This is a genomic window from Pseudonocardia kongjuensis (assembly GCF_039526905.1).
In the GTDB taxonomy this organism is placed as follows: Bacteria; Actinomycetota; Actinomycetes; order Mycobacteriales; family Pseudonocardiaceae; genus Pseudonocardia; species Pseudonocardia kongjuensis.
In genome coordinates, this window is the sequence record NZ_BAAAJK010000025.1 from 31,281 (window position 1) to 56,638 (window position 25,358).

Genomic DNA, 25,358 nt, shown 5'->3' on the forward strand with positions numbered 1-25,358 from the left:
GTGCGCCGACGAGCAGGGGTGCGACGACGTCGATCGCGCCCGGCCGGATCAGCGGTGCGGCAGCGCCGCCCCGCGGATGCTGGCGTCGAGCAGCTGCACCGGGTGCAGCAGCGGGACGTCGGCGAACCCCGGGCCGCCGATGCCGTCGGTGGACCCGGGCAGGTACTTCGCGATCTGCAGCAGGCAGCCCGGGTTCGCGGTGACCACGACGTCCGGCCTGGCGTCCCGGATCTTCCCGGCCTTGCGCTGGCCCAGCTCGGCCGCGGCGTCCGGCATGATCATGTTGTAGATCCCGGCGGAGCCGCAGCACAGCGACGCCTCGGCGATGTCGACCAGCTCCACCTCCGGCACCGTCCGCAGCACCTCCCGCGGCTGGGACCGCACGCCCTGGGCGTGCCCGAGGTGGCAGGCGTCGTGGTAGGCGACGCGGCCGCGCACCGGGGTCCGCGGGGCGCGCGGGCCGCCGTCCTCGGACTCGGGACGCGAGTACAGCTCGGCCAGCACCTCGTGCACGTCGCGGCAGCGCGCGGAGAACGCGGCCGCCCGGTCGGCCCACTCCGGGTCGTCGGCGAGCAGGTGGCCGTAGTCCTTCATCGACGAGCCGCAGCCCGCGACGTTCGTGACCACCGCGTCGACGTCGAGCGTCTCGAACCGGGCGATCGTGCGCCGCGCCCTGGCCAGCGCGGACTCCTCGCGGCCGGCGTGCACCTCCAGCGCGCCGCAGCACTGCTGGTCCCGCGGCACCAGCACGTCGCAGCCCTCGGCGGCGAGCACCCGCAGGGTGGCCTCGTTGACCCGGTGGAAGAACACGTCCTGCACACAGCCGGTGAGCAGCGCGACCCGGGCCCGGCGGCGTCCGACGGCGGGGGTGTGCACCGGCAGCGTGGCGAAGGCCTCGCGGACCGAGACCGGCGGCAGCAGCGACTCCATGGCGGCGAGCCGCCCGGGCAGCTTCTCGGCGAGCTTCCGGATGGCCGGGACGGTGCGCAGCTTCTGGTAGAGCGCGCCGGGAAGGGCGGCGGCGCGCAGCCGCCGCCGGTAGGGGAACAGCGCGAAGATCGCGTCCCGGAACAGCTTGTCCGCCCGGTTGCGGGGGACGTTGCGCTCGATCTGCGGGCGCACCGACTCCAGCAGCTTGTCGTACTGCACGCCGGACGGGCAGGCCGTCACGCAGGCCATGCAGCCCAGGCAGTTGTCGATGTGCTCGGTGAACGGGCCGTCGAGCCCGATGTCGCCCTTCTCTGCCAGGTCCATCAGCAGGATCCGGCCGCGCGGGGAGTCCATCTCCTCGCCCCACAGCACGTAGGTCGGACACGTGGGCAGGCAGAACCCGCAGTGCACGCAGTCGTCGAGCAGCTCCCGCTCCGGCGGGTGGACGCCGTCGAACGCGGACGGCTGGGCGGGGTCGTGGGTGCTCGTCATGCGTGCCTCACATCCAGGGTTCGAAGCGACCGGCGGCGAACCGGGCCTCGGGGTCGAGCTGGGTCTTGACGGCCTTGAGCAGGGCGAGTGCGGACGGTGCCGGTCCCCAGGCGGGGGCGTCCAGGGCGTCCGGGCGGTCCCGCAGCACCGACGTGCCGCCGGCCGCGGCCACCGCCCGGTGCACCTCGGCGACCGCGCTGCCCGGCACCGTCACGGTGGCGACGCCGGTGGCCGGGCCCGCGGTGACGGCGGTGCTGGGCAGCCCGGCGAGCAGCGGGGCGAGCCGGGCCGGTGCGCACCCGATCCGGACGACGGCCCCGGGGTCCCCCGCCGCACCGGCCCCGGCGGGCGCCGCCGGATCCGGGCCGGGGACGGCCGTCGGGTCCGCGATGCCGGCCCCGGCGAGCGCGGTCGCGGAGGTCCCGGCCGGCCCGGCCGCGGCGACGGCCGCCCGCGCCTGCTCCGGCCGGCGGGACGGGCCGCCGGTCAGCGCGGCGTGCCGGGCCCAGCCCTCCGGCCCGATCTCCCGGGCCCCGTCGCCGAGCAGCTCCAGCAGCCGCCCGGTGCGCGCGGGCAGGGTGTCGGTCCCGCCCTCCAACCGGACGAGCAGCGTGCCCGGGTCGCCGGACACCCACTCGGCCGCGATCGGCTCCAGCGGGCTCGCCATCAGCCGCTGCACGTGCGCGGCGGCGGCGTCCAGGGGCCCGTCGACGGCGACGCAGGCCACCGCCTTCGGCACCGGGTGCAGCCGCAGCACCACCTCGACCACCGGGCCGAAGGTGCCGTACGAGCCGTGCATCAGCTTGGCCATGTCGTAGCCGGCCACGTTCTTGATGACGTGGCCGCCGCTGCGGACCATCGTGCCGTCGGCGAGCACCGTGGTCGTGCCGATCACCAGGTCCCGCATGCCGCCGTAGACCAGCGCGGACGGGCCGGCGTCGGCGGTCGCGAGCAGCCCGCCGACGGTCGCGCCGCGGTCGGTCCGGGCGGCGTCCAGTGCGAGCCGCTGGCCGTGCTCGGCCAGCTGTTCCTGCAGCTCGCGCACGGGCGTCCCGGCGTGCACCGAGACCGTCATGTCACCCGGGTTGTGGGTGATCACCCCGGACAGCGCGGACAGGTCGATTGTGGCGTCGGCCTCGGCGGGCCGTCCGGCCCAGTGGCGGGCGGTGCCCGCCCCGGAGATCGCGAGCCGGCCCGGGGTGTCGAGGACGGCGTCGCGGACCTCCTTCGCCGACGTCGGGCGCAGCGTGGTGGGGGCAGCGCGGGTCATGGGTTCGGGCCCTTCTAGAGACGCTCGATCAGGCCGGCTTCCTCCAGGGGATGCGGCCGGTACCGGCCCGGCTTCTCGCCGCAGAGCCGTGGGGTGGGCAGCAGCTTGCCGGGATTGCAGATGTGGTCCGGATCGAAGCCGGCCCGGACCCGGTCCATCACGGCCAGGTCGTCCTCGCCGAACATGGTCGGCATCGAGCAGGCCTTGTCGGTGCCGATGCCGTGCTCGCCGGACAGCGAGCCGCCCATCTCGACGCACAGCTCGGCGATCTGCGCCGACAGGTGCTCGGCCCGCTCGGTCTGGCCCTCGGCGTCGGAGAACAGCACCAGCGGGTGCAGGTTGCCGTCCCCGGCGTGGAAGACGTTCGCCACCCGCAGCCCGGCGGCGGAGCTCATCTCCTCGATCCGTTCCAGCACCTCGGCGAGCCGGGTCCGGGGGACGACGCCGTCCTGCACGATGTAGTCCGGCGAGATCCGGCCGACCGCGGCGAACGCGGCCTTGCGCCCGCGCCAGATGTTCGCCCGCTCCTCGGGCGAGCCCGCGATGTGCAGCCGGGTGCAGCCGTGCCGGTCGCAGATCTCCTTGACCAGCGCGAACTGCTCCTCGCACTCCTCGACGGTGCCGTCGAGCTCCACCACCAGCGCGGCCGGGGTGTCCAGCGAGTAGCCGGCCCCGGTGGCGCCCTCGGCCGCCTCGATCGCGAGCGCGTCCATCATCTCGACGGCGGCCGGGACGATCCCGGCGGCGACGATGTCGGACACCACCTGCCCGCCCGCGGCGACCGACGGGAAGTCGGCGAGCAGCGTGCGCATGACCTCCGGGGTGCGCAGCAGCCGCACGGTGACGGCGGTGACGATGCCGAGGGTGCCCTCCGAGCCGAGGAACACCCCGCGCAGGTCCGGGCCCTGCTGCTCGGCGGAGTCGGTGCCCAGGGTGACCTGGGAGCCGTCCGGCAGCACGACCTCCATCGACAGCACGTGGTTGGTGGTGAAGCCGTACTTCAGGCAGTGCGCGCCGCCGGAGTTCTCCGCGACGTTGCCGCCGATCGTGCAGACCTGCTGGGACGACGGGTCGGGCGCGTAGTAGAGGCCGTGCGGCGCGGCGGCCGCGGTGATCTCGAGATTGGTGACGCCGGGCTCGAGCACCGCGCGGCGGTTCTCCGGATCGACCTCGAGCACCCGGTTGAGCCGGTTCAGCCCGATGACGACGCCGTCGGCCACCGGCAGCGCGCCGCCGGACAGGCCGGTGCCCGCGCCGCGCGCGACGAACGGGACGCGGTGCCTGGCGCAGATCCGGACGCAGCCGGCGACGTCGTCGGCGGTGCGGGGGAGCAGTACCAGCTCCGGGACGACCCGGCTGCCGGTCAGCCCGTCGCACTCGTAGGCGCGGGCGCGGACCGGATCGTCGATCACGTCGGCGGCGCCGAGCAGGGCGACGAACTCGTCGTGGACGCGGCGGGCGAGGGGCATGATTCGGTCCTCCCGGGCGTGGTCGGGCTCACGCGAGGGTACGTCGGCACGGGAGCTTCCGCGTGCCGCGTCACTTTCATGATGCGGAAAAGATAGTCCACTGGTAGAAATGCAGCCAGTCCCAGGCACATGTAGAGAGGGTGGTCACAGATGGCCGACAGCTCCGGGCTGCAGGTCGATCCGCACCTGCGCGCGTTCGTCGAGGACGAGCTCCTGTCCGACGTGGGTCTCACCGCCGAGTCGTTCTGGTCGACCCTGGCGCGGCTGCAGGAGCGCTTCGCGCCGAGGATCGCCGATGCGCTGGCCCGCCGGGACGACCTCCAGGCCCGCATCGACGCCTGGCACTCCGAGCACGGTGCCGGTTCGGTCGAGGAGTACGAGGCGTTCCTGACCGAGCTGGGCTACCTGCGCCCCGACGCCTCGCCCACGATCAGCGTGGACCGGGTCGATCCGGAGATCGCCGAGATCCCCGGCCCGCAGCTGGTCGTGCCCGCGACCGTGCCGCGCTACGCGCTGAACGCGGCGAACGCCCGCTGGGGCTCGCTGTTCGACGCGTTCTACGGCACCGACGCGCTCCCGCAGCAGGGCGAGCTCGCCCCCGGCTACGACGAGCAGCGCGGTGCCCAGGTCATCGCCGCCGCCGACGAGCTGCTCGACGAGCTGTTCCCGCTGGCCCGCGGCAGCCACGCCGGGGTGAGCGCCTACCGCGTCACCGACGACGGCCTGGTCGCCGACACCGCCGACGGGCCGGTCGTGCTCGCCGATCCCGCGCAGTTCGCCGGGCACCGGCCGACCGGCGCCGACGGCCGCGGCGCCGTGCTGCTCACCCGCAACGGCCTGCACCTGGAGCTGGGCATCGACCCGACGGCCCGGGTGGGGCGCCAGCACCACGCCGGCGTCGCGGACGTCGTGCTGGAGTCGGCCGTCACCACCATCGTCGATCTCGAGGACTCGGTCGCGACCGTCGACGGCGAGGACAAGGCGGCGGCGTACCGCACCTGGCTGGGCCTGCTCACCGGCGACCTGGTCGCCGAGTTCGAGAAGGGCGGCCGGACCGTCACCCGCCGGGTCGACCCGGACCGCGAGTACACCGCGCCGGACGGTTCGGCCCTCACGCTGCCCGGCCGCTCGCTGATGCTGGTCCGCAACTGCGGCCACCACATGACCACCAACGCGGTGCTGACCGCGCAGGGCGACGAGATTGCCGAGGGCGTGCTGGACGCGCTGGTGTCCGCCGTCGCCGGGCTCTACGACCTGCAGCACAAGGGCCCGCACACCAACTCGCGGGCCGGCAGCGTCTACATCGTCAAGCCCAAGCAGCACGGCCCCGAGGAGGTCGCGCTGACCGTCGAGCTGTTCGCGGCGGTGGAGGAGGCGCTCGGGCTGAGCCCGAACACGCTCAAGATCGGCATCATGGACGAGGAGAAGCGGACCACCGTCAACCTCGGCGCCTGCATCGCCGAGGCCCGCGAGCGGGTCATCTTCGTCAACACCGGGTTCCTGGACCGGACCGGCGACGAGATCCACACCTGCTTCCGGGCGGGCCCGGTGCTCCGCAAGGGCGACATGCGCTCGACCACCTGGCTGCAGACCTACGAGGACCGCAACGTCGACGTCGCACTCGCCGCCGGGTTCTCGCACCGCGCCCAGGTCGGCAAGGGCATGTGGGCCAAGCCGGCCGCGATGGCCGAGATGGTCGAGCAGAAGATCGGCCACCCGAAGGCCGGCGCGAACTGCGCCTGGGTGCCCTCGCCGACCGCCGCCACCCTGCACGCGCTGCACTACCTGCGGGTCGACGTGCACGAGGTGCAGTCCGGGATCGCCACCCGGCCGGTCGCCCAGCGGCGCTCGCTGCTGGAGCTGCCGCTCGCCGACCCGGCGACGCTGACGGCCGACGCGGTCACCCACGAGCTGGAGACGAACGCGCAGTCGATCCTCGGCTACGTCGTGCGCTGGGTGGGCATGGGCATCGGCTGCTCCACCGTGCCCGACCTGTCCGGCGTCGGGCTGATGGAGGACCGGGCCACGCTGCGGATCTCCGCCCAGCTGGTCGCCAACTGGCTGGAGCACGGGATCGTCGACGCCGGGACCGTGCGGGACACGTTCGCCCGGATGGCCGCCGTCGTCGACGACCAGAACGCCGGCGAGCCCGGCTACCCGCCGATGGCGAAGGACCTGGCGGGCAGCGAGTCCTTCCAGGCCGCGCTGGAGCTGGTGTTCTCCGGCGCGACCGAGCCCAACGGCTACACCGAGCGCACGCTCACCCGCTGGCGGCAGCGGGCCAAGAGCAGCGCCTGATCGTTCCGCGTCGTCATCGGCGCCCCCGGGCCCATCGGCCCGGGGGCGCCGACGTGTGTGAGGAGGAGAGTCCCCTGAACCGCCCCGCGCCCTGGGTGCGACCCGCGGCCGTGCTGTTCGGCGTCGGCTACGGCGCCAACCAGTTCAGCCCGCTGATGGTCGCCTACCGCGAACAGGGCCATCACTCGTCGACGGCGGTCGCCGCCTTCTTCGGGGTCTACGTGCTCGGGCTGGTCCCCGGCCTGCTGCTGGGCGGCCCCGCCTCGCAGCGGTGGGGCCGGCGCCGGGTGCTGCTCCCGGCCGCGGCGCTGGCGGTCCCGGCGTCGGCGGTGCTCGCCGCGGGCGGCGGTGCCGAGCCGCTGCTGCACGCCGGACGGCTGCTGGCCGGGCTGAGCATGGGTGTCGCGATGGCGGTCGCGACGACCTGGGTGAAGGAGCTCTCGGCCGAGGGCGGTGCGCGGCGCGCCGCGCTGGCGACCACCCTCGGCTTCGGGACCGGGCCGCTGGTCGGCGGGCTGCTCGCGCAGTACGCGCCGTGGCCGACGGTGCTGCCCTACCTGGTGCACGTGCTGATCATGGTCCCGGTGCTGGCCGCGCTGCGCCGCGCGCCCGAGACGGTGCTCCCCGATCCGGGCGGCGGGCCGCTGTGGCGGGCGCTGCGGGTGCCCGCGGTGACCGATCCGCGCTTCGTCCGGCTGGTGCTGCCCGCCGCGCCCTGGGTGTTCGGCGCGGCCGCGCTGGCCTACGCCGTGCAGCCCGACCTGCTGGCGCCCGGCAGCCACGGCCTGCTGGTCGCCACCGGGCTCACCGCGGTGAGCCTGGCCGTCGGGTTCGGGGCCCAGTCGCTGGCCCGCACGGTCGAGCGCCGGGGTGGCGAGCAGGCCGTCGTGCGCGCCGGGCTGGCCCTGGTGATCGGCGGGACGTTGGTGACCGTGCCGGTCGCCGTGACCGCGTCGGTGCCGGTCGCGTTCGCCGCCGCCGCGCTGCTCGGCGCCGGATACGGCTTCGTGCTGCTGGCCGGGTTGCAGCAGGTGCAGCGGATCGCCCCGCCCGGGCAGCTCGCCGGGCTGACCGCGGTCTTCTACTCCGTCACCTACCTCGGGTTCCTGCTCCCGGTGGCGCTGGCCGCGCTGTCCGGTGCCGCCGTGCGGGCCTGGCCGGGCGGGCTCGGGGTGCCCGGTGCGGGGTACCCGGTGCTGTTGCTGGGGGTGGCCGCGGTGCAGGTGCTCTGCCTGGTGCTGGTGTGGCGCGGCGCTCCCGGAACGCGGATCATGGCGGCGACGATGATGGTCCCGTGCTCGAACTGCGTGTCTGCGCCCTGGACCACCCGGACGCCCTGAAGCTGAACGAGGAGGTCCAGGCCTACTACCGCGAGGTCTACGGCGACAACGACGTGACCGTGCTCGCCCCGGAGCAGTTCACCGCCCCGCGCGGCCGCTACCTAGTCGGCTACGACGACGGCCGGCCGGTCGCGACCGGCGCCTGGCGGCCGGTCGACGCCCGCCCCGACGACCCGGTGCTGCGCGACGGCGACGCCGAGATCAAGCGGATGTACGTCGTCCCCGACGCGCGCGGGGCCGGGCACGCGCGCACACTGCTGGCCGAGCTCGAACGCACCGCCGCGGCCGCCGGGCGGCGACGGATGGTCCTGGAGACCGGCACCGCCCAGCCCGAGGCCATGTCGCTGTACCGCGCCTGCGGGTATCAGCCGATCGGGAGGTTCGGCACATACCGGGACGATCACCGTTCACGGTGTTTCGGCAAGCTCCTGCGGGAGTGAGCCCCGGTACGGTGGCGGGCGAAACGTCCGGTTGCTCCGATAGGATGACGGCGGCTCCGCTGCCGTGTCCTTGCCGGCCGCCGGCTCTCCGGTACCGGGGCCGCTCCCCGGCCCGACTGGGACGCGAGTGAACTGACCGTCCGTCCGAACGACCCCGTGACCCAGGAGGTGTCGGTGCTCGCCGTTGTGGCCGCCCATATCGTCCTGGCGTTGTGCCTCCCCGCACTCGCCCGGTACAACCGGCGGCTGGCCTTCGCGGCCGGCGCTGCCCTGCTCGCCGCCACACTCGTATGGGCCATGATGCAGGCCCCCGCCGCGCTCGGCACGGGGGTGACCGACGAGCTCGCCTGGGCGCCCGAGCTGGGCCTGTCCCTCAGCCTGCGGCTGGACGCGCTGGCCCTGGCGATGATCGTCCTGGTGTCCGGGGTCGGCGCCCTCATCCTGGTCTACGCGGCCTGGTACTTCGGTCCCCGCTCGACCGACGCCGCGCGGTCGGCGGCGCTGCTGGTCACCTTCGCCGGAATGATGCTCGGCCTGGTGCTGGCCGACGACCTGCTCACCCTCTACGTGTTCTGGGAGCTGACGTCGCTGACGTCGTTCCTGCTCGTCGGGCAGGGCGGCCAGTACCGGGAGAACCGGCGGGCCGCGGTGCAGGCGCTGCTGGTGACCGTGTTCGGCGGGCTCGCGATGCTGCTGGGCATCGTGCTGCTCGGCCAGCTCGCCGGCACCTACTCGATCCCGGAGATCACCGCGGCGGCCAACGCCGGCACCCTGGCCGCGGACCAGCCGGTGGCGCTGGGCTTCGCGCTGGTGCTGATCCTGCTCGGCGCGCTGACCAAGTCGGCGCAGCTGCCGTTCCACCCGTGGCTGCCGTACGCGATGGCCGCCCCGACCCCGATCTCGGCCTACCTGCACGCCGCGTCGATGGTGAAGGCCGGCGTCGTGCTGGTGGCCCGGCTCGGGCCGGCGTTCTCGCCGTTCGCGGTGTGGTGGGTGCCGGTGGTCGTGCTCGGCCTGGCGACGATGCTGCTCGGCGGCTGGCGCGCACTGCGCCAGACCGACCTGAAGCGGCTGCTCGCCTTCGGCACCGTCAGCCAGCTCGGCTTCCTGATGGTGCTGTTCGGCGCGGGCTCCCGGGTCGCGGCGCTGGCCGGCATCGCGATGCTGCTCGCGCACGGCCTGTTCAAGGCCCCGCTGTTCATGGTGGTCGGTGCGATCGACAAGGCGTGCGGGACGCGTGACCTGCGCGAGCTGTGCGGGCTGGGCCGGCGCAAGCGCGGGCTCGCGGTGCTCGCGGCGATCGCCGGGATGTCGATGGCCGGGCTGCCGCCGATGCTCGGGTTCGTCGGCAAGGAGGCCGCCTACGAGGCGTTCGTGCTGGAGGGCGGGGTGCGCGGCTGGATCGTCGCGATCGGCCTGCTCGCCGGGTCGCTGCTGACGGTCGCCTACACCGCGCGCTTCCTCTGGGGCGCGTTCGCGACGAAGGGCCTGCAGCCCACCGGCGGGGACCCGGTACCGCTCGGCCTGTCCGGGCCGGCCTGGCTGTGCGCGCTGACCGGGCTCGCCGCCGGGTTCGCCGCCCCGGCCGTCCAGGAGCTGGCCGCGGCCTACGCCCGGCCGCTGCCCTCGCTCGGCGACGCCTACGCCGCGCAGTACGAGCTCGGGCTCTGGCACGGGTTCGGGATCGCCCTGCTGTTCTCCGCGATCGCCGTCGCCGGTGGTCTGCTGCTGCACCAGTACGGCGCGGCGCTCACCGAGCGGGTGGTGCTGCACGGGCTGTCCGCACAGCGCGGCTACGAGTCGGTGGTGACCGGCATGGAGCGGGCCGCGATCACCGTCACCGGACGGCTGCAGATCGGTTCGCTGCCGGTCTACCTCGGCTTCATCCTGGTCACCCTGATCGCGCTGCCCGCCCCGGCCCTGCTGATGGGCGGTGCGCTGCCGCAGGACCAGAGCGTCTACCACTCGATCATGCAGGTCCCGGTGGGGCTGATGGTGATCGTCGCGGCGATCGCGCTGTGCCGGGCGCGCCGCCGGTTCACCGCGGTGCTGCTGGTCGGCGCCGTCGGCTACGGCATCGGCGGGCTGTTCGTCATCGACGGCGCCCCGGACCTCGCGCTCGCCCAGTTCCTGGTGGAGACGCTGACCCTGGTCGCGTTCGTGTTCGTGCTCCGGCGGCTGCCCGCGCACTTCGACGAGCCGGACACCGAGCGCCGGGTGCGGCTGCCGAAGGCCGCGGTGGCCTCGGTCGGCGGCGTCCTGGTCGCCGGGATGGCGGTGATCTTCTCCGGCGCCCGGGTGCAGCCGCCGGCGACCACCGCCGACTTCGTCGCGTCCGCGCCCGACGCGGGCGCCACCAACCTGATCAGTGCGATCCTGGTCGACTTCCGGGCGCTGGACACCATCGGCGAGATCACGATCCTGCTGATCTGCGCCGCCGGGACGGCCAGCCTGGTGCTGGCCACCCGCTACGACAAGAGGAAGGGCGGCCAGGTCGTGACGAGCGGGTCCGGGTCTCCGAAGCACGAGCAGGAGGTGATGGGATGACCACCTCACGTGAGGCGCCCGCGACGACGGAGCAGCCCGGCGCAGCGGCCGCCGAGGAGTCCTGGGCCCGCTGGGACGAGCCCAGCGGCCAGTGGATGCTGCCCGGCAACTGCCCGGACACCCGGGAGCGGACCCTGGTGCTGGAGGCGGCCGCCCGGCTGCTGTTCCCGACCGTGCTGGTCTTCTCGGTGTTCCTGCTGTTCGAGGGCCACTACGGCCCCGGCGGCGGGTTCTCCGGCGGCCTGGTCGCCGGGCTCGCGTTCGTGCTCCGGCACATCGCGGGCGGCGACGACAACCTGGGCTCGAAGTTCCGGATCCGGCCGCCGGTGGTGGTCGGGACCGGCCTGACGATCGCCGTGCTCACCGGGCTCGCCCCGGTGCTGTGGGGCGGCGCGGTGCTGGAGTCCACCAAGTGGACGATCACCTTCGGCGACTTCGGCTACCTGGACATCGTCACCAGCCTGCTGCTCGACGTCGGCGTCTACCTGCTGATCATCGGTGTGGTGCTGGACCTGCTGCGCTCGCTCGGCTCCGGCATCGCCCGGGACGCCCGCGAGGCGGGCGAGGACCCGCCGGGCCGCGATCTCGGTGGTGACCGATGAACATGACCATCAACCTGAGCATGGCGCTGGTGCTCGCCGTGCTCTACTCGGTCGGCTTCTACCTGCTCATGCAGCGTTCCCTGATGCGCATCCTGATCGGCATCGTGGTGCTCGGGCACGGCGCGAACCTGCTGCTGCAGCTGGCCGGCGGGCCGCCCGGCCGGGCCCCGATCCTGGACGCCGTCGGGCTCGACGAGATCACCGACCCGCTGCCGCAGGCGCTCGCCCTCACCGCCATCGTGATCACCTTCGCGCTGACCACCTACCTGCTCGCGCTCGGCTACCGGTCGTGGGTGCTGGTCGGTCACGACGAGGTCCAGGACGACGTCGAGGACCGCCGGATCGCGGCCCGGCAGAGCCCGGACGGCGCCATGGAGGAGGGCACCGCGGCGGAGACCGAGAGTTCCCCCGAGGACACCGCCGACTCGCACGAGCTCGAGGAGGGCCGCAAGTGACCCTGCTCCAGGCACTGGTCGCGTTCCCGGTGCTGCTCCCCATGCTGGGGGCCGCCGCCAGCGTGATCGTCGGACGCCGCGCGTCGCTGCAGCGGGTGATCGGCGTGGTGACCCTCGCGATCGTCTGCGTCGTCGCGGGGATCCTGCTGGTCGCCGCGGACCGGCACGGCCCGGTCGTCGCCGAGCTCGGCGGCTGGCCGGCCCCGATGGGCATCGCGCTGGTCGCGGACCGGATGTCGGCGTTGCTGCTGCTGATCTCGACGCTGGTCACCCTCGCGGTGCTGGTGTACGCGATCGACCAGCGGATCTCCGACTACGGCCGGGAGACGGCCAGCACGACGTTCCACCCGATCTTCCTGCTGCTCTCGACGGGCGTCTCGCTGGCCTACCTGACCGGCGACCTGTTCACCCTGTTCGTCGCGTTCGAGATCATGCTGGCGTCGTCCTACGTGCTGATCACCCGGCGGACCTCGGCGTCCCGGATCCGGTCCGGGATGACCTACGTGATCGTCTCGCTGACGTCGTCGCTGCTGTTCCTGACCGCCGTCGGCTTCGTCTACGCCGCGACCGGCACGGTCAACCTGGCCGATCTCGCGGGCCGGATGGAGCTGCTGCCGGACGGGCTGCAGACGGTGCTGGCGCTGGTGCTGGTCGTCGTGTTCGGGATCAAGGCGGCGATCGTGCCGCTGCACTTCTGGCTGCCCGACAGCTACCCGAACGCGCCGGCACCGGTCACCGCGCTGTTCGCCGGGCTGCTGACCAAGGTCGGCATCTACGCCCTGCTGCGCACCCAGACGCTGGTGTTCCCGCAGGACGACCCGTCGATGCTGCTGCTGGTCATCGCGGCCCTGACGATGGTGGTCGGCGCGCTCGGCGCCATCGCGCAGGACGACCTGAACCGGTTGCTGTCGTTCCTGCTGGTCAGCCACATCGGCTTCATGCTGTTCGGGATGGCGGTCTGGACGCCAGAGGGCATCGCGGGCACCGCGCTGTACGTGGTGCACCACATCACCGTCCAGGCGACGTTGTTCCTGGTCAGCGGTCTGATCACCCGGCGGACCGGGACGGTGTCGATCAGCCAGATGGGCGGGCTGGCGCAGACCGCGCCGCACCTGGCGGTGCTCTTCGCCATCCCGGCGATCACCCTCGCGGGTCTGCCGCCGACGTCGGGCTTCGTCGCGAAGCTGGCGTTGCTGCAGGCCGGCGCCGGTGCCGGGCTGGCCAGCGAGATCGTCGCCGCCTTCGTGGTGGTCGCCAGCCTGCTGACGCTGTACGCGGTCGCGCGGGTCTGGGTCCGGGTGTTCTGGGGGACGCCGAAGGAGCCGCTGGTCGACAACGACCCGAACGACGAGCTGGTGGTCGGCACCGCGCGCAGCGCCCGCGGCATGTACGTCGGCGCGTCCTCGCTGGTCGTGGTCAGCATCGTGATCGCGCTGTTCGCCGGGCCGCTGTCCGGGATCACCGCGCGGGCCGGTGAGGACCTGCACGGCAGGGAGACCTACCGCAGCGCGGTCCTGGACCCGGTCGCCGGGGCACCCGAGGGGGACGCCGGCGACACCGGGGACACCGGGGACGCCGCCGGGGACACCGGCACGGCGCTCGCCGATCCGGCCGGTGACGGCCCGGAGGTGACCCCGTGAGCGGCGACGGCGCCCCCGGCGGCGGGACGCGGCCCGACGCCGTCGAGGCCGAGCTGGGTGTGGCCGCGGAGGAGACGGGTACCGCGCCACCCGGGAGCACGACGACGGGAGCAGCTACGAGCGGGACGGGCACGAGCGGAACGGGCACGGACGACAGCGGGGGAGTCGTGGGCGACAGCACCACCGGCACCACCGGCGGAGCCGGTACCACCGGCGGAGCCGGTGCATCCGGTACCACCGACACGGACTCGCCGGGCGGTGCCGCGGAGGCCCACCGGGAGCACTCGGCGTCGTCGGCGGAGACCGGCCAGGACCCCGACGGCCGCACCCCGGCCCGGGTCCCGCCGCCGGTGCCCGACACCACGTCCGAACCGATGGCCGGCACGGCGCAGATCGGCAACTGGCGCCGCCGGGTGCCGCAGGTGCTCGCGCTCGCCCTGGTGTGGGTGCTGCTGTGGGGCAGCCTCACCCCGATGGCGATCATCGGCGGCCTGCTCGTCGGCCTGCTGGTCACGGTGATCTTCCCGCTGCCGGTGCTGCCGGAGCGACTGCCGATCCGCCCGGTGAAGATGGTGCGGCTGATCGGGTTCCTGATCCGCGACCTGGTCGTCTCCGGTGTCCGGGTCAGCGCCGTGACGCTGATGCACGGGCCCCGCGCGCAGTCCGGGATCGTCGGGCTGCCGCTGTGCAGCAGCTCCGACCGCACCACGACGACGATCGTCGCGGCCTGCGCGCTGTCCCCGGGCAGCTTCACCCTGCAGATCGACCGGCGCCGCGGGCGCTGGTACGTCTACGCGCTCGGCCTGCACCAGCCGGGCTCGGTGGAGTGGGTCCGGCGCAACATGATGCTGCTGCAGATGCGCGTGATCGACGCGGTCGGCAGCGAGGAGGACGTGCGGCGCTGCCGGACGGCGATGGACGCCGTGACCGCCGGGCGCGAACAGGGGAGGGGACCGGAGTGACCGTCGTCTACGCGCTGGTCCTCGCCATGCTGACCACCGCGGCCATGCTGACCCTGTGGCGGCTGCTGCAGGGCCCGACCACCCTGGACCGGATCGCGGCCCTGGACGTGTTCGTGGTGCTCATCGTGGCCGCCGCCGCGGTGTACGCCGCGATCTACTCGGACGGGTCGAACATCCCGCTGCTGGCCGCCGTCGCGCTGATCGCGCTGGTCGGCTCGGCGACCGCGGCCCGGCTCGTCGAACGATGGGAGCGACACCGGTGATCGGCGACGTCGACGTGACCGCCGTGCTGTCCGCGGTGCTGATGCTGGCCGGCGGCCTGTCCTGCCTGCTCGGCGCGCTCGGCCTGGTCCGGCTGCCGGACCTGCCCGCCCGGCTGCAGGCGACCACCAAGCCGCAGACGCTGGGCCTGCTGCTGATCCTGCTCGGCGTCGCCGTGCAGCTGGAGTTCGAGAACTCCTCGACGCTGGTGCTGGTGGTGCTGTTCCAGGTGCTGACCGCGCCGGTGATCTCCCAGGTGGTGGGCCGGTCGGCGTACCGCAGCGGCGCGATCGACCGGGACTCGCTGGTGGTCGACGACCTGGGCGAGCAGATGGACGCCGACGCCCGCGCCGTGCGGGTGTCGGCCCCGCCGCCCGCTCAGCCGTCCCGGTCGTCCGACGGCGAGCGGGCCTCCGATCCCGGGGGAACGTCCTCGCGCAGCGTCGACGGCGTCGACGGGACGTCGGACCGGTAGGCCGCGTGCCCGATCGCGAAGCTCGCGATCGGGATCGTGAACAGCTGCAGCGCCACCGCCACCCCGAGGGTGACCAGCACGCCGGGCTCGGGCACCAGCACGGCGACGCCGACGAGCAGCGCCACGATGCCCAGCCCAGCCGCCTTGGTGACGGCGTTGGTGCGGTTGTAGATGTCGGGCAGCCGCAGCATGCCGATCGCGCCGGAGCCGATCAGCAGCACGCCGGCGGCGACGATCAGGCCGCCGATCGTGTTCTGCACCGGGCCGCCGGTGAGCACGTCCGGCGCGCTCACGAGCTCGCCCAGACCAGCCGGGCCACCGCGACCGTGGTCAGGAACCCGACCAGGGTCGCGACGACGACGAGATCGAGCATCGCGGTCGATCCGAGCCGCAGCGCGAGCAGCGCGATCAGCCCGACGACGACCACGAAGCCGTAGTCGACGGCGAGTCCGCGGTCGGCCTCGGTCGGGCCGCGCAGCACGCGGTACACCGCGACGAGCAGGCTCAGCCCGAGCAGGACGAGCCCGGCGTCGAGCAGCAGGGTGGCGGTCACGGGTCCACTCTCCCTTCTGCGGGGGCGGGCCGGCGCAGACAGGCGAGCAATCGGTCCTCCATCTCCTGCACGCTCGCGCGGAGCTGCTCCGGGTCGGAGGCGTGCATGCCGTGCACGGTCAGCAGCGGGCCGCGCGAGCCGGTGGTCAGGTTCAGCGCGAGGGTGCCCGGGGTGAGGCTGATCAGGGCCATGATGGTCGCGATCTCGACCATGCTGCGGGACCGCAGCCGGACCCGGATGACGGCCGGATCGATGCCGTGCCCCGGCGTCAGCACCTCGCGGAGCACGACCGCGTTGGCCCGGAAGAACTCCCCGGTGAACCAGACGAGGAAGTGCGCCGAGGCGAGCAGCCTGCTGTCGCCGGGGGCGCGGGTGCGGCCGGTCACGGGGCACCCACCGCCCCGGCGTAGCCGGCGGTGTCGAACAGGCCGTTCGCGGCGGCCGTCGAGACGGCGAGCAGCGGCTCGGCGGCCAGGCCGAGCAGCAGGCTCAGCCCGCCCAGCGCGAGCGCGGGGGCGACGGTGCGGACCGGCACCGTCAGCGCGACGACCGTCCCGGCGCCGCCGGACGGGTCGGGATCGGGCGCGTCGCCGCCCCAGAACGCGCCGTTCCAGATCTTGAGCATCGACAGCAGGGTGAACACGCTGACTCCGATCGCGACGAGTGCGGCGACGATCAGCCCGGCGTCCACCGCGCCGAGCACGAGGGCGAACTTCCCGACGAACCCGGACAGCGGGGGGATCCCGGCCAGCGACAGCGCGGAGACGGCGAAGGCCACCGCGGCCGCCGGGCTGTGTGCGGCGAGCCCGCCGAGCCGGGCCAGCTCACCGGTGCCGACGTGCCGCTCGACCGCGCCGGCGATCATCAGCAGCGCCGCCTTGACCAGCACGTACTGCACCATGAAGTAGATCGCGGCGGCCAGCCCGACCGGGGTGAAGATCGCCAGCCCGAGCACGATGTAGCCGAGCTGGCTGACCATGTGGAAGGTCAGGATCTGGCGCATCCCGCCGGCACCGACCGCGGCGAGCACGCCGACGACCATGGTGAGCAGTGCGGCGACCAGGACGACCGGCAGGAACCGCGGGTCGCCGTCGAACACCACCGCGTAGATCCGGAACAGCGCGTACACGCCGACCTTGGTGAGCAGGCCGGAGAACAGCACGGTGACGGCGGCCGGGGCGACCGAGTAGGCCCGCGGCAGCCAGTTGTGCAGCGGCACCAGGGCCGCCTTCACCGACAGCGCGAGCAGGATGACGGCGGTCGCGGCGGCCACCCGCGGGTCGGTCACGGCGGCCCCGGCGAGGTCGCCGAGCTGCACGGTGCCCGCGACGCCGTAGACCAGGCCCAGCCCGGCCAGGAACACGGTGGAGGCGAGCAGGTTCACCGTCAGGTACAGCCGGGCCGCGGCGAGCCGCTCCGGGTTGCGGCCGGTGGCGATCAGCACGTAGCTGGGGACCAGCATGACCTCGATGAACACGAACAGGTTGAACAGGTCGGCGGTCAGGTAGGCGCCGTTGACGCCGGCCAGCAGCAGCATCGCCTGCGGGAGGAACGCGCGGGTCCGGTCGGTGGCCTCGAGATCGCCGGGGCCGCCGCCGTCGAGCGCGGCGAACGCCAGGCAGGCCAGCCCGAGCACGCCGGTGACCAGCAGCATCACCGCACCGAAGGCGTCCGCGGCGAGCGGGATCGCGATGCCGTCCGGCCAGCCGCCGAGCCGCTGCACGATCACCGTGCCGTCGGTGGTGACGGCGAGCAGGTAGCCGGCCACGGCGGTGCAGGCTGCGACCGCGGTGAACGCGACCGCGCGGCGGGCGGCCACCGGCATCCGGACCGCGAACAGGATCAGCAGGCCGGCGGCGAACAGCGGGACCGCGACCGGCGCGATGACCAGCGCCTCGAGCCCGGTCACCGGTCCTCACCCCGCGCCGAGCCGCCGGCCCGTTCGGTGCGTTCCCGGTCCGGGTCGTCCCGGGCGGCCGGGTCGTGGTCCGGATCGGACCGGGTGCCGCCGTCCCCGCCGGTCTCCTCGTCGCCGGCCTTGAGCAGGGCGAGCAGGTAGACGGTGATCGCGAAGGCGATCACGATGGCGGTCAGCACGAACGCCTGTGGCAGCGGATCGGCCATGGCGGCCCGGTCCTGCTGGCCCAGCAGCGGGGGCTGCCGGTTGTACATCCCGCCCGCGGAGATGATCAGCACGTTGACGCCGTGGCCGAGCAGGATGAACCCGAGGACCACGCGCAGCAGCTCGCGCTGCAGGATCAGGTACACGCCGCCGGCGACGAGCACCGTCACGATGATCGCGGCCGTCACGGGGTGGTCCCCTCGGGCGCGGCGCGGTCCCGGCGGGCCAGCACCGGGCCGACCCGTGTCCGGCCGCCGATCCGGTCGACCGCGGCCACCATCAGCCCCACCACCATCAGATAGATCCCCAGGTCGAAGATGAACGAGGACAGCAGCACCTCGCCGGGCAGGTACACCGGCGCGAGGAACGGCAGTCCCAGCGGGTAGACGGCGAGCCCGGTCAGCAGGCTGATCAGCAGGCCGGTGCCGACGAGCGGCTCCGGGCGCAGCCGCAGCGCCCAGGCGTCGCCGCGGTGGGCGAGCCGCAGGAACAGCACGGCGACCCCGCCGACCAGCGACGAGATGAACCCGCCGCCCGGCTCGTCGTGCCCGCGCCACAGCAGGAACAGCGACAGCGCGAGCATCACCGGGAACAGCACCCGGCTCGCCACCCGCATCACCACGGTGTCCGCCGGGCCGTCGCGGGCGAACCGGCGCGGCGCCCCGGCGTCCCCGGTGCCGCCGGGGCTCTCGTCGCTGGTCCGCCGCAGCAGCACGAGCAGGCCCAGCGCGGCCGCACCGACGACGACGGCCTCGCCGAAGGTGTCCATCCCGCGGAAGTCGACCAGGATGGTGTTGACGACGTTCGTGCCGCCGGTCGCCTCCTGTGCGGTGTCCAGGAAGTACCCGCCGACCTCGGACGGCGGGCGCCGCCCGGTCAGCACGAAGGTGGCTGTGCCCAGCGAGAGCCCGGCGGCGAGCGCGGTGAGCGCGGCGGGGGTGGCGCGCATCCGCGCGGGCCGCCGCAGCCGTTCCCCGCGCCCGCGCAGCACGAGCACCGCCACCACCGTGGTCAGCACCTCGACCAGCAGCAGGGTCATCGCGACGTCCGGCGCCCCGGCGAGCAGCAGCCACAGCGCGGTCGCCAGCCCGGCGAACCCGGTCAGGGTCAGCGCGGCGAGCACCGAGCGGGTCACGGCGGCGCCGGCGACCGTCGCCAGCACCAGCACCACGACCAGCCAGTCCAGGCCCTGCACGGCCGGTCCGGGGTACCCGGGCAGGGCCGGGAGGCCGATCCCGGCGACGACGGCGAGCACCGGCAGCAGCAGCACCGGCCGGGCCAGCACGGCGGCCGGCGTCGGATCGACGTCGGGCTTCCCGACCAGGCCGCCGAACTCGATCACCCGGGCCCGGATCCGGTCGTAGACCGCGGAGCCGTCGGGCACCCACAGCCGTTGCAGCAGGGCGTCCACCCGGTCCCGCCAGTGGAACAGCGCGTAGCCGGCGGCGAAGGTCACCAGGGACAGCAGCAGCGCCGCGTTGACGCCGTGCCACAACGCGAACGTCGCGGGCTCGGCGCCCGGGTACAGGTCGGTGGTGGCCCGGTCGGTCAGCGGGTTCAGCACGCCGACGCCGAGCCCCAGGGCCAGGCCGAGCACCGCGGCCACCGCGGCCGGGGCGAGGAACGCCTTCGACGGCTCGTACAGGTCGGGCTGGGTCAGGGTGCCGCCGAACGCGCCGTAGACGATGCGGGCGCTGTAGGCGAACGTCAGCGCGGAGGCGATCACGGCCGTCACCGCGGCGACCGGTCCGGCGCCCGGCGCGAAGTCGGCCTCCAGGAAGCCCTCGTAGAGCGTCTCCTTGGAGACGAACCCGATCAGCGGTGGGACGCCGGCCATCGACAGCGCGGCGATCCCGGTGAGCGTCGCGGTGACCGGCATGACCTTCCGGAGCCCGCCGAGCTCGCGGACGTCGCGGCTGCCCGCCTCCTTGTCGATGATCCCGACCAGCATGAACAGGGTCGCCTTGAACAGCGCGTGCGCGAAGGTGTGCAGCACCGCGGCGGACAGGGCGTAGGAGGTGCCGACGCCGATCGCGGCCGTCAGCAGGCCCAGCTGGCTGACCGTGGACTGGGCGAGGATCGCCTTCAGGTCGTGCTCGCGCAGCGCGAGCACGGCGCCGACGACGGCGGTCAGCAGGCCGAGCGGGACGAGCACCATCGACCACGCCGTCGTCGGGACGTAGACCGGGGAGAACCGCATCAGCAGGTAGATGCCGGCCTTCACCATCGTCGCGGCGTGCAGGTAGGCGCTGATCGGGGTCATCGCGACCATCGCGCCGGGCAGCCAGAAGGTGAACGGCAGCTGCGCCGACTTGGTCGCCGCGGCCAGGATCAGCAGGGCCGCGGCCGGCACCGCGAGCGGGCTGGCGAGCACCACCTCCGGGTTCCCGACGATCACGCCCAGGTCGGTCGTCCCGGCCGCCACGCCGATCATCACGACCGCGCCGAGCAGCGCGAAGCCGCCGGTCGCCGTCACCACCAGCGCCCGGCCGGCGGGCAGCGCCGCCTTCGGCCCGGCGGTGTTGATCAGCAGGAAGGACAGGATCGTGGTGAGCTCCCAGAACACGTAGAGCAGCACCAGGTCGTTCGCGGTGACCAGGCCGATCATCGCGGCGGCGAAGCCGGTGAGCAGCCCGTAGACCGTGCCGACCGGGTACCCGTCGCCCATGTAGCGGGCGCTGTAGGCCATGACGAGCGCGCCGACGCCCAGCACGATCGTCACGAACAGCAGCGACAGGCCGTCCATCCGCAGGCCGAAGGAGACGCCGAGGGCCGGCATCCAGTCCCAGGACGCGGTGAGGACGTCGCCGTCGACGATCGCGCCGGCCGAGGTGTTGGCGTAGACGCCGAGCGCGGCCAGGCCGGCCGCGAGCGGGTAGCCCGCGTTGCGGCCGGACAGGCGGGCGAGGAGCGGGGCGGCCAGCGCGAGGAGGACCGAACCACCGAGGACGATCAGCGGCAGCACCGGGCGAGCGCCTCCGTCCGGGATCCGGGGGTCGGCGCCAGCAGCGCCCTGATCGACAGCACGCCCGATTCTTACCCACCCGCGACGTTTCCCAACCCGCCAGGGTGGACACCCCGTTGGTTTGCGCGGCGCATCCTCCCGGGGGGCCCGGCGGGCCGCCGCGGCGGCGCTCGTACCCTCCCGGTGTGCCCCTGTACGCGCTCGGTGACGCCGAACCGGACATCCACCCCACCGCCTACGTCCATCCGGACGCGGTGGTGATCGGCAACGTGACCCTCGGCCCGGAGTCGACGGTCTGGCCGACCGCGGTGCTGCGCGGCGACGACGGCCGGATCGAGGTCGGCGCGCGCACCAGCATCCAGGACGGCTCGATCATCCACACCACGCTGCGCGAGCCGACGATCATCGGCGACGAGGTGACGGTCGGGCACAACGTGCACATCGAGGCGTCCACGATCGCGAACCGGGCGCTGATCTCGTCCGGCTCGGTGGTGCTCAACGGCTCCCGGATCGGCGAGGGCGCCGTGGTCGCCGCGGGTGCGGTGGTCTCGCCGAACGCCGAGGTCCCCGCCTACCGGATGGCGCTCGGCGTCCCGGCCCGGGTGCGCGAGGGGTACGAGGTCGCCGCGGACCGCTGGCGGCACTCGGTGGAGTCCTACGTCGAGCGCGGGCGCCGGTTCCGCGATCAGCTGCGGAAGCTGGAGGGCTGATGGCCGGGAAGCCGTTGCACGAGGTCGTCGAGGCGGGCTGGGCGCAGGCGCTCGAACCGGTCGCCGGGGCGGTGACCGCGATGGGCGAGTTCCTGCGCGCCGAGATCGCCGCGGGCCGCCGCTACCTGCCGGCCGGGGCGAACGTGCTGCGCGCCTTCCAGCAGCCGTTCGACCAGGTGCGGGTGCTGATCGTCGGCCAGGACCCGTACCCGACGCCGGGGCACGCGGTCGGCCTGTCGTTCTCGGTGGCGCCCGAGACCCGGCCGCTGCCGCGCTCGCTGCAGAACATCTATCGCGAGTACTGCGAGGACCTCGGGCATCCGGCGCCGTCGTCGGGGGACCTGACGCCGTGGACCGAGCAGGGCGTGCTGCTGCTCAACCGCTGCCTCACGGTCGCCCCCGGCGAGCCCGGCTCGCACCGCAACAAGGGCTGGGAGGAGATCACCGAGCAGGCCATCCGGGCGCTCGTCGCGCGGGACGCCGAGCCGATGGTGGCGATCCTCTGGGGCCGCGACGCCCGCAACCTCGCGCCGCTGCTGGAGGACGTGCCGATGATCGAGTCGGCGCATCCCAGCCCGATGTCGGCGGACCGTGGCTTCTTCGGGTCGCGGCCGTTCACCCGGGCCAACGACCTGCTCGAGGAGATCGGCGGGGATCCCGTCGACTGGAAGCTGCCCTGACCGGGGCGCCGCCCCGCTAGCCTCCGTTGCGGGAGGCAACATGATCGACGTGCGGTGTCACCTCGGGATCCTCGTGGTGGCGGGGGCGGTGCTGGCGGGCTGCTCGGGGGCTGCCGAGGGGGCGCCCGATCCGTTCCCGCCGCGGCCGCAGCCGATCGAGGTGATGGCCATCGACCCGTGCCGGGTGCTGACGCCCGAGCAGCTCGCGAGCCGCGGTCTGACGCCGGAGGACAGCCGCTACGCCGAGCCCGTGGTGGGCGACGCGACGACCCACGTCTGCGGCTGGAGCGAGATCTGGACGGTGGACTTCGGCTACAGCGCGCAGATGATGCCGGTCGACGCCGCGCGCGCGGTCGGCGGCCCGGGCTCGCGGGTGCAGGTGGTCGCCGGTTACGGCGCGGTCCGGAACACCGCGCGGGAGGACACCTCGCCGATGTGCGAGCTGGTCGTGGACGTGGCGGACGGCCAGGTCATGCGGCTCCAGGTCAGGGTGGTCGGCCGGAAACCGGACGGATCGACGCCGTCGATCGACGAGGCCTGCCGGGAGGCGGAGCTGCTGGCGGCCGACGCCCTCGGTACCGCGAGAACGCTCACCCCGTGAGCGGTTCGCGGCCGTGAACGCCGCGCCCGGTTCGCGGCCCGGGACGGGTGCGCTCTGCGTACCGTCCGGCCGATGAACATCGAGGCGAAGCGTCCGGTCGGTACGGCGTCGGACGGTCTGATGAGCCAGATCTCGATCGGCAACGTGCTGGCCGTGCACGGAGTGCTCGCCGCACAGGCCGAGCGGATGTACCTGCTCCTGGACTGCTCGGACTGGCTGCGCGACATCGAGGCGGTCGGCGGCGATCCGGTGTCGCTGGACGCGCGGAACTCCTTCCAGCTCAAGATCAACAACATGCTCGACGCCCAGTGGGCGCGCTACCGGGAGCTGTCCGAGGCGACCGAGCGGCTGCGGGCGGCGGCGCGCGAGTACGGCCACACCGAGGACATGATCCTCGGCGAGCTCGAGCGGGCCAGGGGCGAGCTCCCGCCGCTGTCGCCCGAGACGATCAGCGGATCGTGGTACAGGCCGGTCGGCGGGTGACCGGGTCACACGTCTCGGCAACGTGGCGGGTGCGCACCGGCGTCGACCGCGGCGCCGAGTCGTGTACCGAAGGTTCCCTGACAGGGCATTAGGCTGGTCGATGTGACCGATCCGGGGGAGATGCGCATATCCGACGCCGACCGCGAGGCCGCCGCCAAACGGCTGCACGACGCGCTCGGCGAGGGCCGGATCACGCTCACCGAGCTGGAGGAGCGGCTCGACGCCGTCTACGCCGCGCGCACCGCGAGCGAGCTGCGCCCGCCGCTGGCCGACCTGCCCGGCTCGGACCTCGTCGTCCCGCCCGGGTCGGCGCAGCTCGCGCGTCCGGTCGACGGGGCGGACCGGGTGCACCTGCGGACCGGCGCCGGGACGGTGAAGCGGACCGGGGACTGGCCGGTCCCGGCCGCGATGCGGCTGACCACCAGCATGGGGACCATCCACCTGGACCTTTCCGAGGCGCGGCGGATCCCGCCGCGGATCGACATCGAGGTCTCCACCGGGATGGGCGAGATCGTGCTGGTGCTCCCCGAGGGCGGCAGCGCCGACGTCGACGCCGTCTCCGGCTCGTGGGGCGAGGTCAAGACGAAGGTGCCGTCGACGCCGGGCGGCTCCGGGCCGCACATCGTGGTGCGCGGGAAGGTCGGGATGGGATCGCTGACCGTCCGCGGCTCACGCAAGGGCTGGTGGAAGGCCGTGCTGGGCTGACCGGCCCCCGGAACGACGGTAGGCCCGGACCCTGCCGGGTCCGGGCCTACCGGGGTATCGGTTCTCGCGCGGCACCACGCGTCAGACGCGGGCGACCTTCCCGGCCTTCAGGCACGAGGTGCAGGCGTTGATCCGGCGGCGGTTGCCCCCGTTGATCGCGGCCCGCACGGTCTGGATGTTCGGGTTCCAGCGGCGGTGGGTGCGGCGGTGCGAGTGCGAGACGGACATGCCGAAGCCCGGACCCTTGCCACAGACGTCGCAGACGGCAGCCACGTCGAACACTCCTCGAAGGTTGGAGACATTGCAAGGTAGAGACAGCATCTCAAGGTTGAGACAGTGCGCAGAGCCCGGACGGACCGGGGCTCGGCGATCCAGTCTAGCCATCCGTGCGACGCGACCTCCGCGGGGGCCCGCCCAGGGGCGGCGGCGGACCGCCGCGCACCTACGCTGACGGCGTGGCCCCGCCGTTCGACCCCGCGCTGCTGCGCCGCTGGATCGACGCGGCCGCCGAGCGGCTGACCGCGGGCCGGGCCGAGATCGACCGGATCAACGTGTTCCCGGTCGCCGACCACGACACCGGCTCGAACCTGCTGCTCACCGCGCGGGCGGCGGCGTCGGCACCGCTGGAGGGCGGCCCGGCGCGGGCGGCCGCGGCGCTGGCCGCGGCCGCGGTGCGCGGCGCGCGCGGGAACTCCGGGCTGATCCTGTCCCAGCTGTTCCGGGGGCTCGCCGAGGAGCTGGCGGCGACCCCGGCCGAGGGGACCGGCGGAGCGGGGCCCGGAGCGCCGGGCGCCGGGCCGGCCGACCTCGACCGGGCGGCCCCGGCCGGTGTCCGGGACGAGCCGGGTCCTGGTGTCGCGGACAGGTCGGCCCCCGGTGCTGCGGATGTGGGCAGCGGGGGCGCGTGTGTGCCGGGGCGTGACGTCGAGGTCGGGCCTGGGTCCGGTGCTGCGGACCGGCCGGGTTCCGGTGCTGCGGACCGGCCGGGTCCCGGTGCTGCGGACAGGACGGGTCCCTGTGTTCCGGAAGGGGCAGGTCCTGCTGTTCCGGTCGGGCCGGGTCCTGGTGTTCCGGAAGGGGCAGGTCCTGGTGCTCCGGTCGGGCCGGGTCCCGGTGCCCCGGTCGGGCCGGGTCCCGGTGCCCCGGTCGGGCCGGGTCCCGGGGTCGCGGCCCGTGCCCGCACCGCGGGTGAGCTGCTCGCCGGCGCGCTGCGCCGGGCCGCGGCGCTCGCCACCGGTGCGGTGTCGGCGCCCCGCCCCGGCACCGCGCTCACGGTCCTGGAGGCCGCCGCGTCGGCGGTCGGCGAGACGGTCGCCGCGGTGTCGGCGGCCTCGGGCCGATTCGCACGGGATCCTGTC

The 25,358-nt window shown here is 74.0% G+C and carries 26 protein-coding genes; 16 read left to right on the forward strand and 10 right to left on the reverse strand.

Features of this window, described 5'->3' with window-relative positions:
• Nucleotides 1–48: 48 nt before the first annotated feature.
• Genes ABD160_RS20845 through ABD160_RS20855 form a run of 3 tightly spaced genes read right to left on the reverse strand, consistent with a single transcriptional unit; the run spans nucleotide 49 to nucleotide 4,161 of the window.
• Nucleotides 49–1,422 (reverse strand): (Fe-S)-binding protein, encoded by a 1,374-nt coding sequence (locus tag ABD160_RS20845; protein ID WP_344025018.1) that lies wholly within the window; start codon nucleotides 1,420–1,422, stop codon nucleotides 49–51.
• A gap of 7 nt (nucleotides 1,423–1,429) precedes the next feature.
• Nucleotides 1,430–2,692, reverse strand: a complete 1,263-nt coding sequence (locus tag ABD160_RS20850) for an FAD-binding oxidoreductase (RefSeq protein WP_344025020.1) — start codon at nucleotides 2,690–2,692, stop codon at nucleotides 1,430–1,432.
• Nucleotides 2,693–2,706: 14 nt separating this feature from the next.
• Complete coding sequence (locus tag ABD160_RS20855) at nucleotides 2,707–4,161, reverse strand: FAD-linked oxidase C-terminal domain-containing protein (RefSeq protein ID WP_344025022.1); 1,455 nt, start codon at nucleotides 4,159–4,161, stop codon at nucleotides 2,707–2,709.
• Nucleotides 4,162–4,311: 150 nt separating this feature from the next.
• Here ABD160_RS20855 and ABD160_RS20860 point away from each other — a divergent pair, with 150 nt between their 5' ends.
• From ABD160_RS20860 to mnhG, 10 genes are all read left to right on the forward strand, one after another.
• Nucleotides 4,312–6,459: a malate synthase G gene (locus ABD160_RS20860; protein ID WP_344025024.1), complete on the forward strand. Its 2,148-nt coding sequence runs from the start codon at nucleotides 4,312–4,314 to the stop codon at nucleotides 6,457–6,459.
• A gap of 95 nt (nucleotides 6,460–6,554) precedes the next feature.
• The gene (locus ABD160_RS20865; protein WP_425563641.1) at nucleotides 6,555–7,799 is read left to right on the forward strand and encodes an MFS transporter; all 1,245 of its coding nucleotides are present in this window, start codon (nucleotides 6,555–6,557) and stop codon (nucleotides 7,797–7,799) included.
• Nucleotides 7,754–8,239 (forward strand): GNAT family N-acetyltransferase, encoded by a 486-nt coding sequence (locus ABD160_RS20870; RefSeq protein WP_344025025.1) that lies wholly within the window; start codon nucleotides 7,754–7,756, stop codon nucleotides 8,237–8,239. The genes ABD160_RS20865 and ABD160_RS20870 overlap by 46 nt, the downstream gene beginning before the upstream one ends.
• A gap of 174 nt (nucleotides 8,240–8,413) precedes the next feature.
• On the forward strand, nucleotides 8,414–10,786 hold the full coding sequence (gene mbhE / locus ABD160_RS20875) for a hydrogen gas-evolving membrane-bound hydrogenase subunit E (RefSeq protein WP_344025027.1): 2,373 nt from the start codon (nucleotides 8,414–8,416) through the stop codon (nucleotides 10,784–10,786).
• The gene (locus tag ABD160_RS20880) at nucleotides 10,783–11,388 is read left to right on the forward strand and encodes an MnhB domain-containing protein (protein ID WP_344025028.1); all 606 of its coding nucleotides are present in this window, start codon (nucleotides 10,783–10,785) and stop codon (nucleotides 11,386–11,388) included. Before mbhE (ABD160_RS20875) ends, ABD160_RS20880 begins: the two co-directional genes overlap by 4 nt.
• Nucleotides 11,389–11,390: 2 nt before the next feature.
• A complete protein-coding gene (locus ABD160_RS20885) occupies nucleotides 11,391–11,843 on the forward strand; it encodes a Na(+)/H(+) antiporter subunit C (RefSeq protein WP_344025029.1) in 453 nt (150 codons plus the stop codon).
• Nucleotides 11,840–13,483, forward strand: a complete 1,644-nt coding sequence (locus ABD160_RS20890; protein ID WP_344025031.1) for a Na+/H+ antiporter subunit D — start codon at nucleotides 11,840–11,842, stop codon at nucleotides 13,481–13,483. The genes ABD160_RS20885 and ABD160_RS20890 overlap by 4 nt, the downstream gene beginning before the upstream one ends.
• 167 nt (nucleotides 13,484–13,650) lie before the next feature.
• On the forward strand, nucleotides 13,651–14,445 hold the full coding sequence (locus ABD160_RS20895) for a Na+/H+ antiporter subunit E (RefSeq protein WP_344025033.1): 795 nt from the start codon (nucleotides 13,651–13,653) through the stop codon (nucleotides 14,443–14,445).
• Nucleotides 14,442–14,708, forward strand: coding sequence for an MrpF/PhaF family protein (locus ABD160_RS20900; RefSeq protein ID WP_344025035.1), 267 nt, complete (start codon nucleotides 14,442–14,444; stop codon nucleotides 14,706–14,708). The genes ABD160_RS20895 and ABD160_RS20900 overlap by 4 nt, the downstream gene beginning before the upstream one ends.
• Nucleotides 14,690–15,181: a monovalent cation/H(+) antiporter subunit G gene (mnhG, locus tag ABD160_RS20905; RefSeq protein ID WP_344025037.1), complete on the forward strand. Its 492-nt coding sequence runs from the start codon at nucleotides 14,690–14,692 to the stop codon at nucleotides 15,179–15,181. The genes ABD160_RS20900 and mnhG overlap by 19 nt, the downstream gene beginning before the upstream one ends.
• Here the strand turns inward: mnhG and ABD160_RS20910 are convergent.
• Genes ABD160_RS20910 through mbhE (ABD160_RS20935) form a run of 6 tightly spaced genes read right to left on the reverse strand, consistent with a single transcriptional unit; the run spans nucleotide 15,085 to nucleotide 20,821 of the window.
• Entirely contained in the window at nucleotides 15,085–15,474 is a 390-nt protein-coding gene (locus ABD160_RS20910) for a cation:proton antiporter (RefSeq protein ID WP_344025039.1), read from the reverse strand. The genes mnhG and ABD160_RS20910 overlap by 97 nt on opposite strands.
• Entirely contained in the window at nucleotides 15,471–15,734 is a 264-nt protein-coding gene (locus ABD160_RS20915; RefSeq protein ID WP_344025041.1) for an MrpF/PhaF family protein, read from the reverse strand. Before ABD160_RS20915 ends, ABD160_RS20910 begins: the two co-directional genes overlap by 4 nt.
• On the reverse strand, nucleotides 15,731–16,120 hold the full coding sequence (locus ABD160_RS20920) for a Na+/H+ antiporter subunit E (protein WP_344025042.1): 390 nt from the start codon (nucleotides 16,118–16,120) through the stop codon (nucleotides 15,731–15,733). Before ABD160_RS20920 ends, ABD160_RS20915 begins: the two co-directional genes overlap by 4 nt.
• Nucleotides 16,117–17,643 carry a monovalent cation/H+ antiporter subunit D family protein gene (locus ABD160_RS20925; RefSeq protein WP_344025044.1) on the reverse strand — a complete coding sequence of 509 codons (1,527 nt, stop codon included), beginning with the start codon at nucleotides 17,641–17,643 and terminating at the stop codon, nucleotides 16,117–16,119. Before ABD160_RS20925 ends, ABD160_RS20920 begins: the two co-directional genes overlap by 4 nt.
• The gene (locus tag ABD160_RS20930) at nucleotides 17,640–18,044 is read right to left on the reverse strand and encodes a sodium:proton antiporter (protein WP_344025046.1); all 405 of its coding nucleotides are present in this window, start codon (nucleotides 18,042–18,044) and stop codon (nucleotides 17,640–17,642) included. Before ABD160_RS20930 ends, ABD160_RS20925 begins: the two co-directional genes overlap by 4 nt.
• Nucleotides 18,041–20,821, reverse strand: a complete 2,781-nt coding sequence (mbhE, locus tag ABD160_RS20935; RefSeq protein ID WP_344025048.1) for a hydrogen gas-evolving membrane-bound hydrogenase subunit E — start codon at nucleotides 20,819–20,821, stop codon at nucleotides 18,041–18,043. Before mbhE (ABD160_RS20935) ends, ABD160_RS20930 begins: the two co-directional genes overlap by 4 nt.
• A gap of 185 nt (nucleotides 20,822–21,006) precedes the next feature.
• Here mbhE (ABD160_RS20935) and ABD160_RS20940 point away from each other — a divergent pair, with 185 nt between their 5' ends.
• The 5 genes from ABD160_RS20940 (at nucleotide 21,007) to ABD160_RS20960 (ending at nucleotide 24,000) form a co-directional block, all read left to right on the forward strand.
• Nucleotides 21,007–21,531, forward strand: coding sequence for a gamma carbonic anhydrase family protein (locus ABD160_RS20940; RefSeq protein ID WP_344025050.1), 525 nt, complete (start codon nucleotides 21,007–21,009; stop codon nucleotides 21,529–21,531).
• A complete protein-coding gene (locus tag ABD160_RS20945; protein WP_344025052.1) occupies nucleotides 21,531–22,211 on the forward strand; it encodes a uracil-DNA glycosylase in 681 nt (226 codons plus the stop codon). Before ABD160_RS20940 ends, ABD160_RS20945 begins: the two co-directional genes overlap by 1 nt.
• Before the next feature lie 40 nt (nucleotides 22,212–22,251).
• Nucleotides 22,252–22,812 carry a DUF3558 family protein gene (locus ABD160_RS20950; protein WP_344025054.1) on the forward strand — a complete coding sequence of 187 codons (561 nt, stop codon included), beginning with the start codon at nucleotides 22,252–22,254 and terminating at the stop codon, nucleotides 22,810–22,812.
• A gap of 72 nt (nucleotides 22,813–22,884) precedes the next feature.
• Nucleotides 22,885–23,295, forward strand: a complete 411-nt coding sequence (locus ABD160_RS20955) for a hypothetical protein (protein WP_344025056.1) — start codon at nucleotides 22,885–22,887, stop codon at nucleotides 23,293–23,295.
• A gap of 102 nt (nucleotides 23,296–23,397) precedes the next feature.
• Entirely contained in the window at nucleotides 23,398–24,000 is a 603-nt protein-coding gene (locus ABD160_RS20960; RefSeq protein WP_344025058.1) for a DUF1707 domain-containing protein, read from the forward strand.
• 81 nt (nucleotides 24,001–24,081) lie between these two features.
• Here ABD160_RS20960 and rpmB read toward each other — a convergent pair whose 3' ends face one another.
• Nucleotides 24,082–24,273, reverse strand: a complete 192-nt coding sequence (gene rpmB, locus ABD160_RS20965) for a 50S ribosomal protein L28 (protein WP_186358563.1) — start codon at nucleotides 24,271–24,273, stop codon at nucleotides 24,082–24,084.
• A gap of 182 nt (nucleotides 24,274–24,455) precedes the next feature.
• On the opposite strand from rpmB, the gene ABD160_RS20970 reads away from it, so the two are divergent.
• On the forward strand, nucleotides 24,456–25,358 hold a 903-nt coding region (locus tag ABD160_RS20970; protein WP_425563642.1), incomplete at its 3' end, for a DAK2 domain-containing protein.

Coding starts and splice junctions, on each gene's coding strand:
- ABD160_RS20845 (WP_344025018.1), bottom strand. CDS start 1,422: ATGACGAGCACCCACGACCCCGCCCAGCCGTCCGCGTTCGACGGCGTC.
- ABD160_RS20945 (WP_344025052.1), top strand. CDS start 21,531: ATGGCCGGGAAGCCGTTGCACGAGGTCGTCGAGGCGGGCTGGGCGCAG.
- ABD160_RS20850 (WP_344025020.1), bottom strand. CDS start 2,692: ATGACCCGCGCTGCCCCCACCACGCTGCGCCCGACGTCGGCGAAGGAG.
- ABD160_RS20950 (WP_344025054.1), top strand. CDS start 22,252: ATGATCGACGTGCGGTGTCACCTCGGGATCCTCGTGGTGGCGGGGGCG.
- ABD160_RS20860 (WP_344025024.1), top strand. CDS start 4,312: ATGGCCGACAGCTCCGGGCTGCAGGTCGATCCGCACCTGCGCGCGTTC.
- ABD160_RS20955 (WP_344025056.1), top strand. CDS start 22,885: ATGAACATCGAGGCGAAGCGTCCGGTCGGTACGGCGTCGGACGGTCTG.
- ABD160_RS20880 (WP_344025028.1), top strand. CDS start 10,783: ATGACCACCTCACGTGAGGCGCCCGCGACGACGGAGCAGCCCGGCGCA.
- mnhG (WP_344025037.1), top strand. CDS start 14,690: ATGGGAGCGACACCGGTGATCGGCGACGTCGACGTGACCGCCGTGCTG.
- ABD160_RS20885 (WP_344025029.1), top strand. CDS start 11,391: ATGACCATCAACCTGAGCATGGCGCTGGTGCTCGCCGTGCTCTACTCG.
- ABD160_RS20855 (WP_344025022.1), bottom strand. CDS start 4,161: ATGCCCCTCGCCCGCCGCGTCCACGACGAGTTCGTCGCCCTGCTCGGC.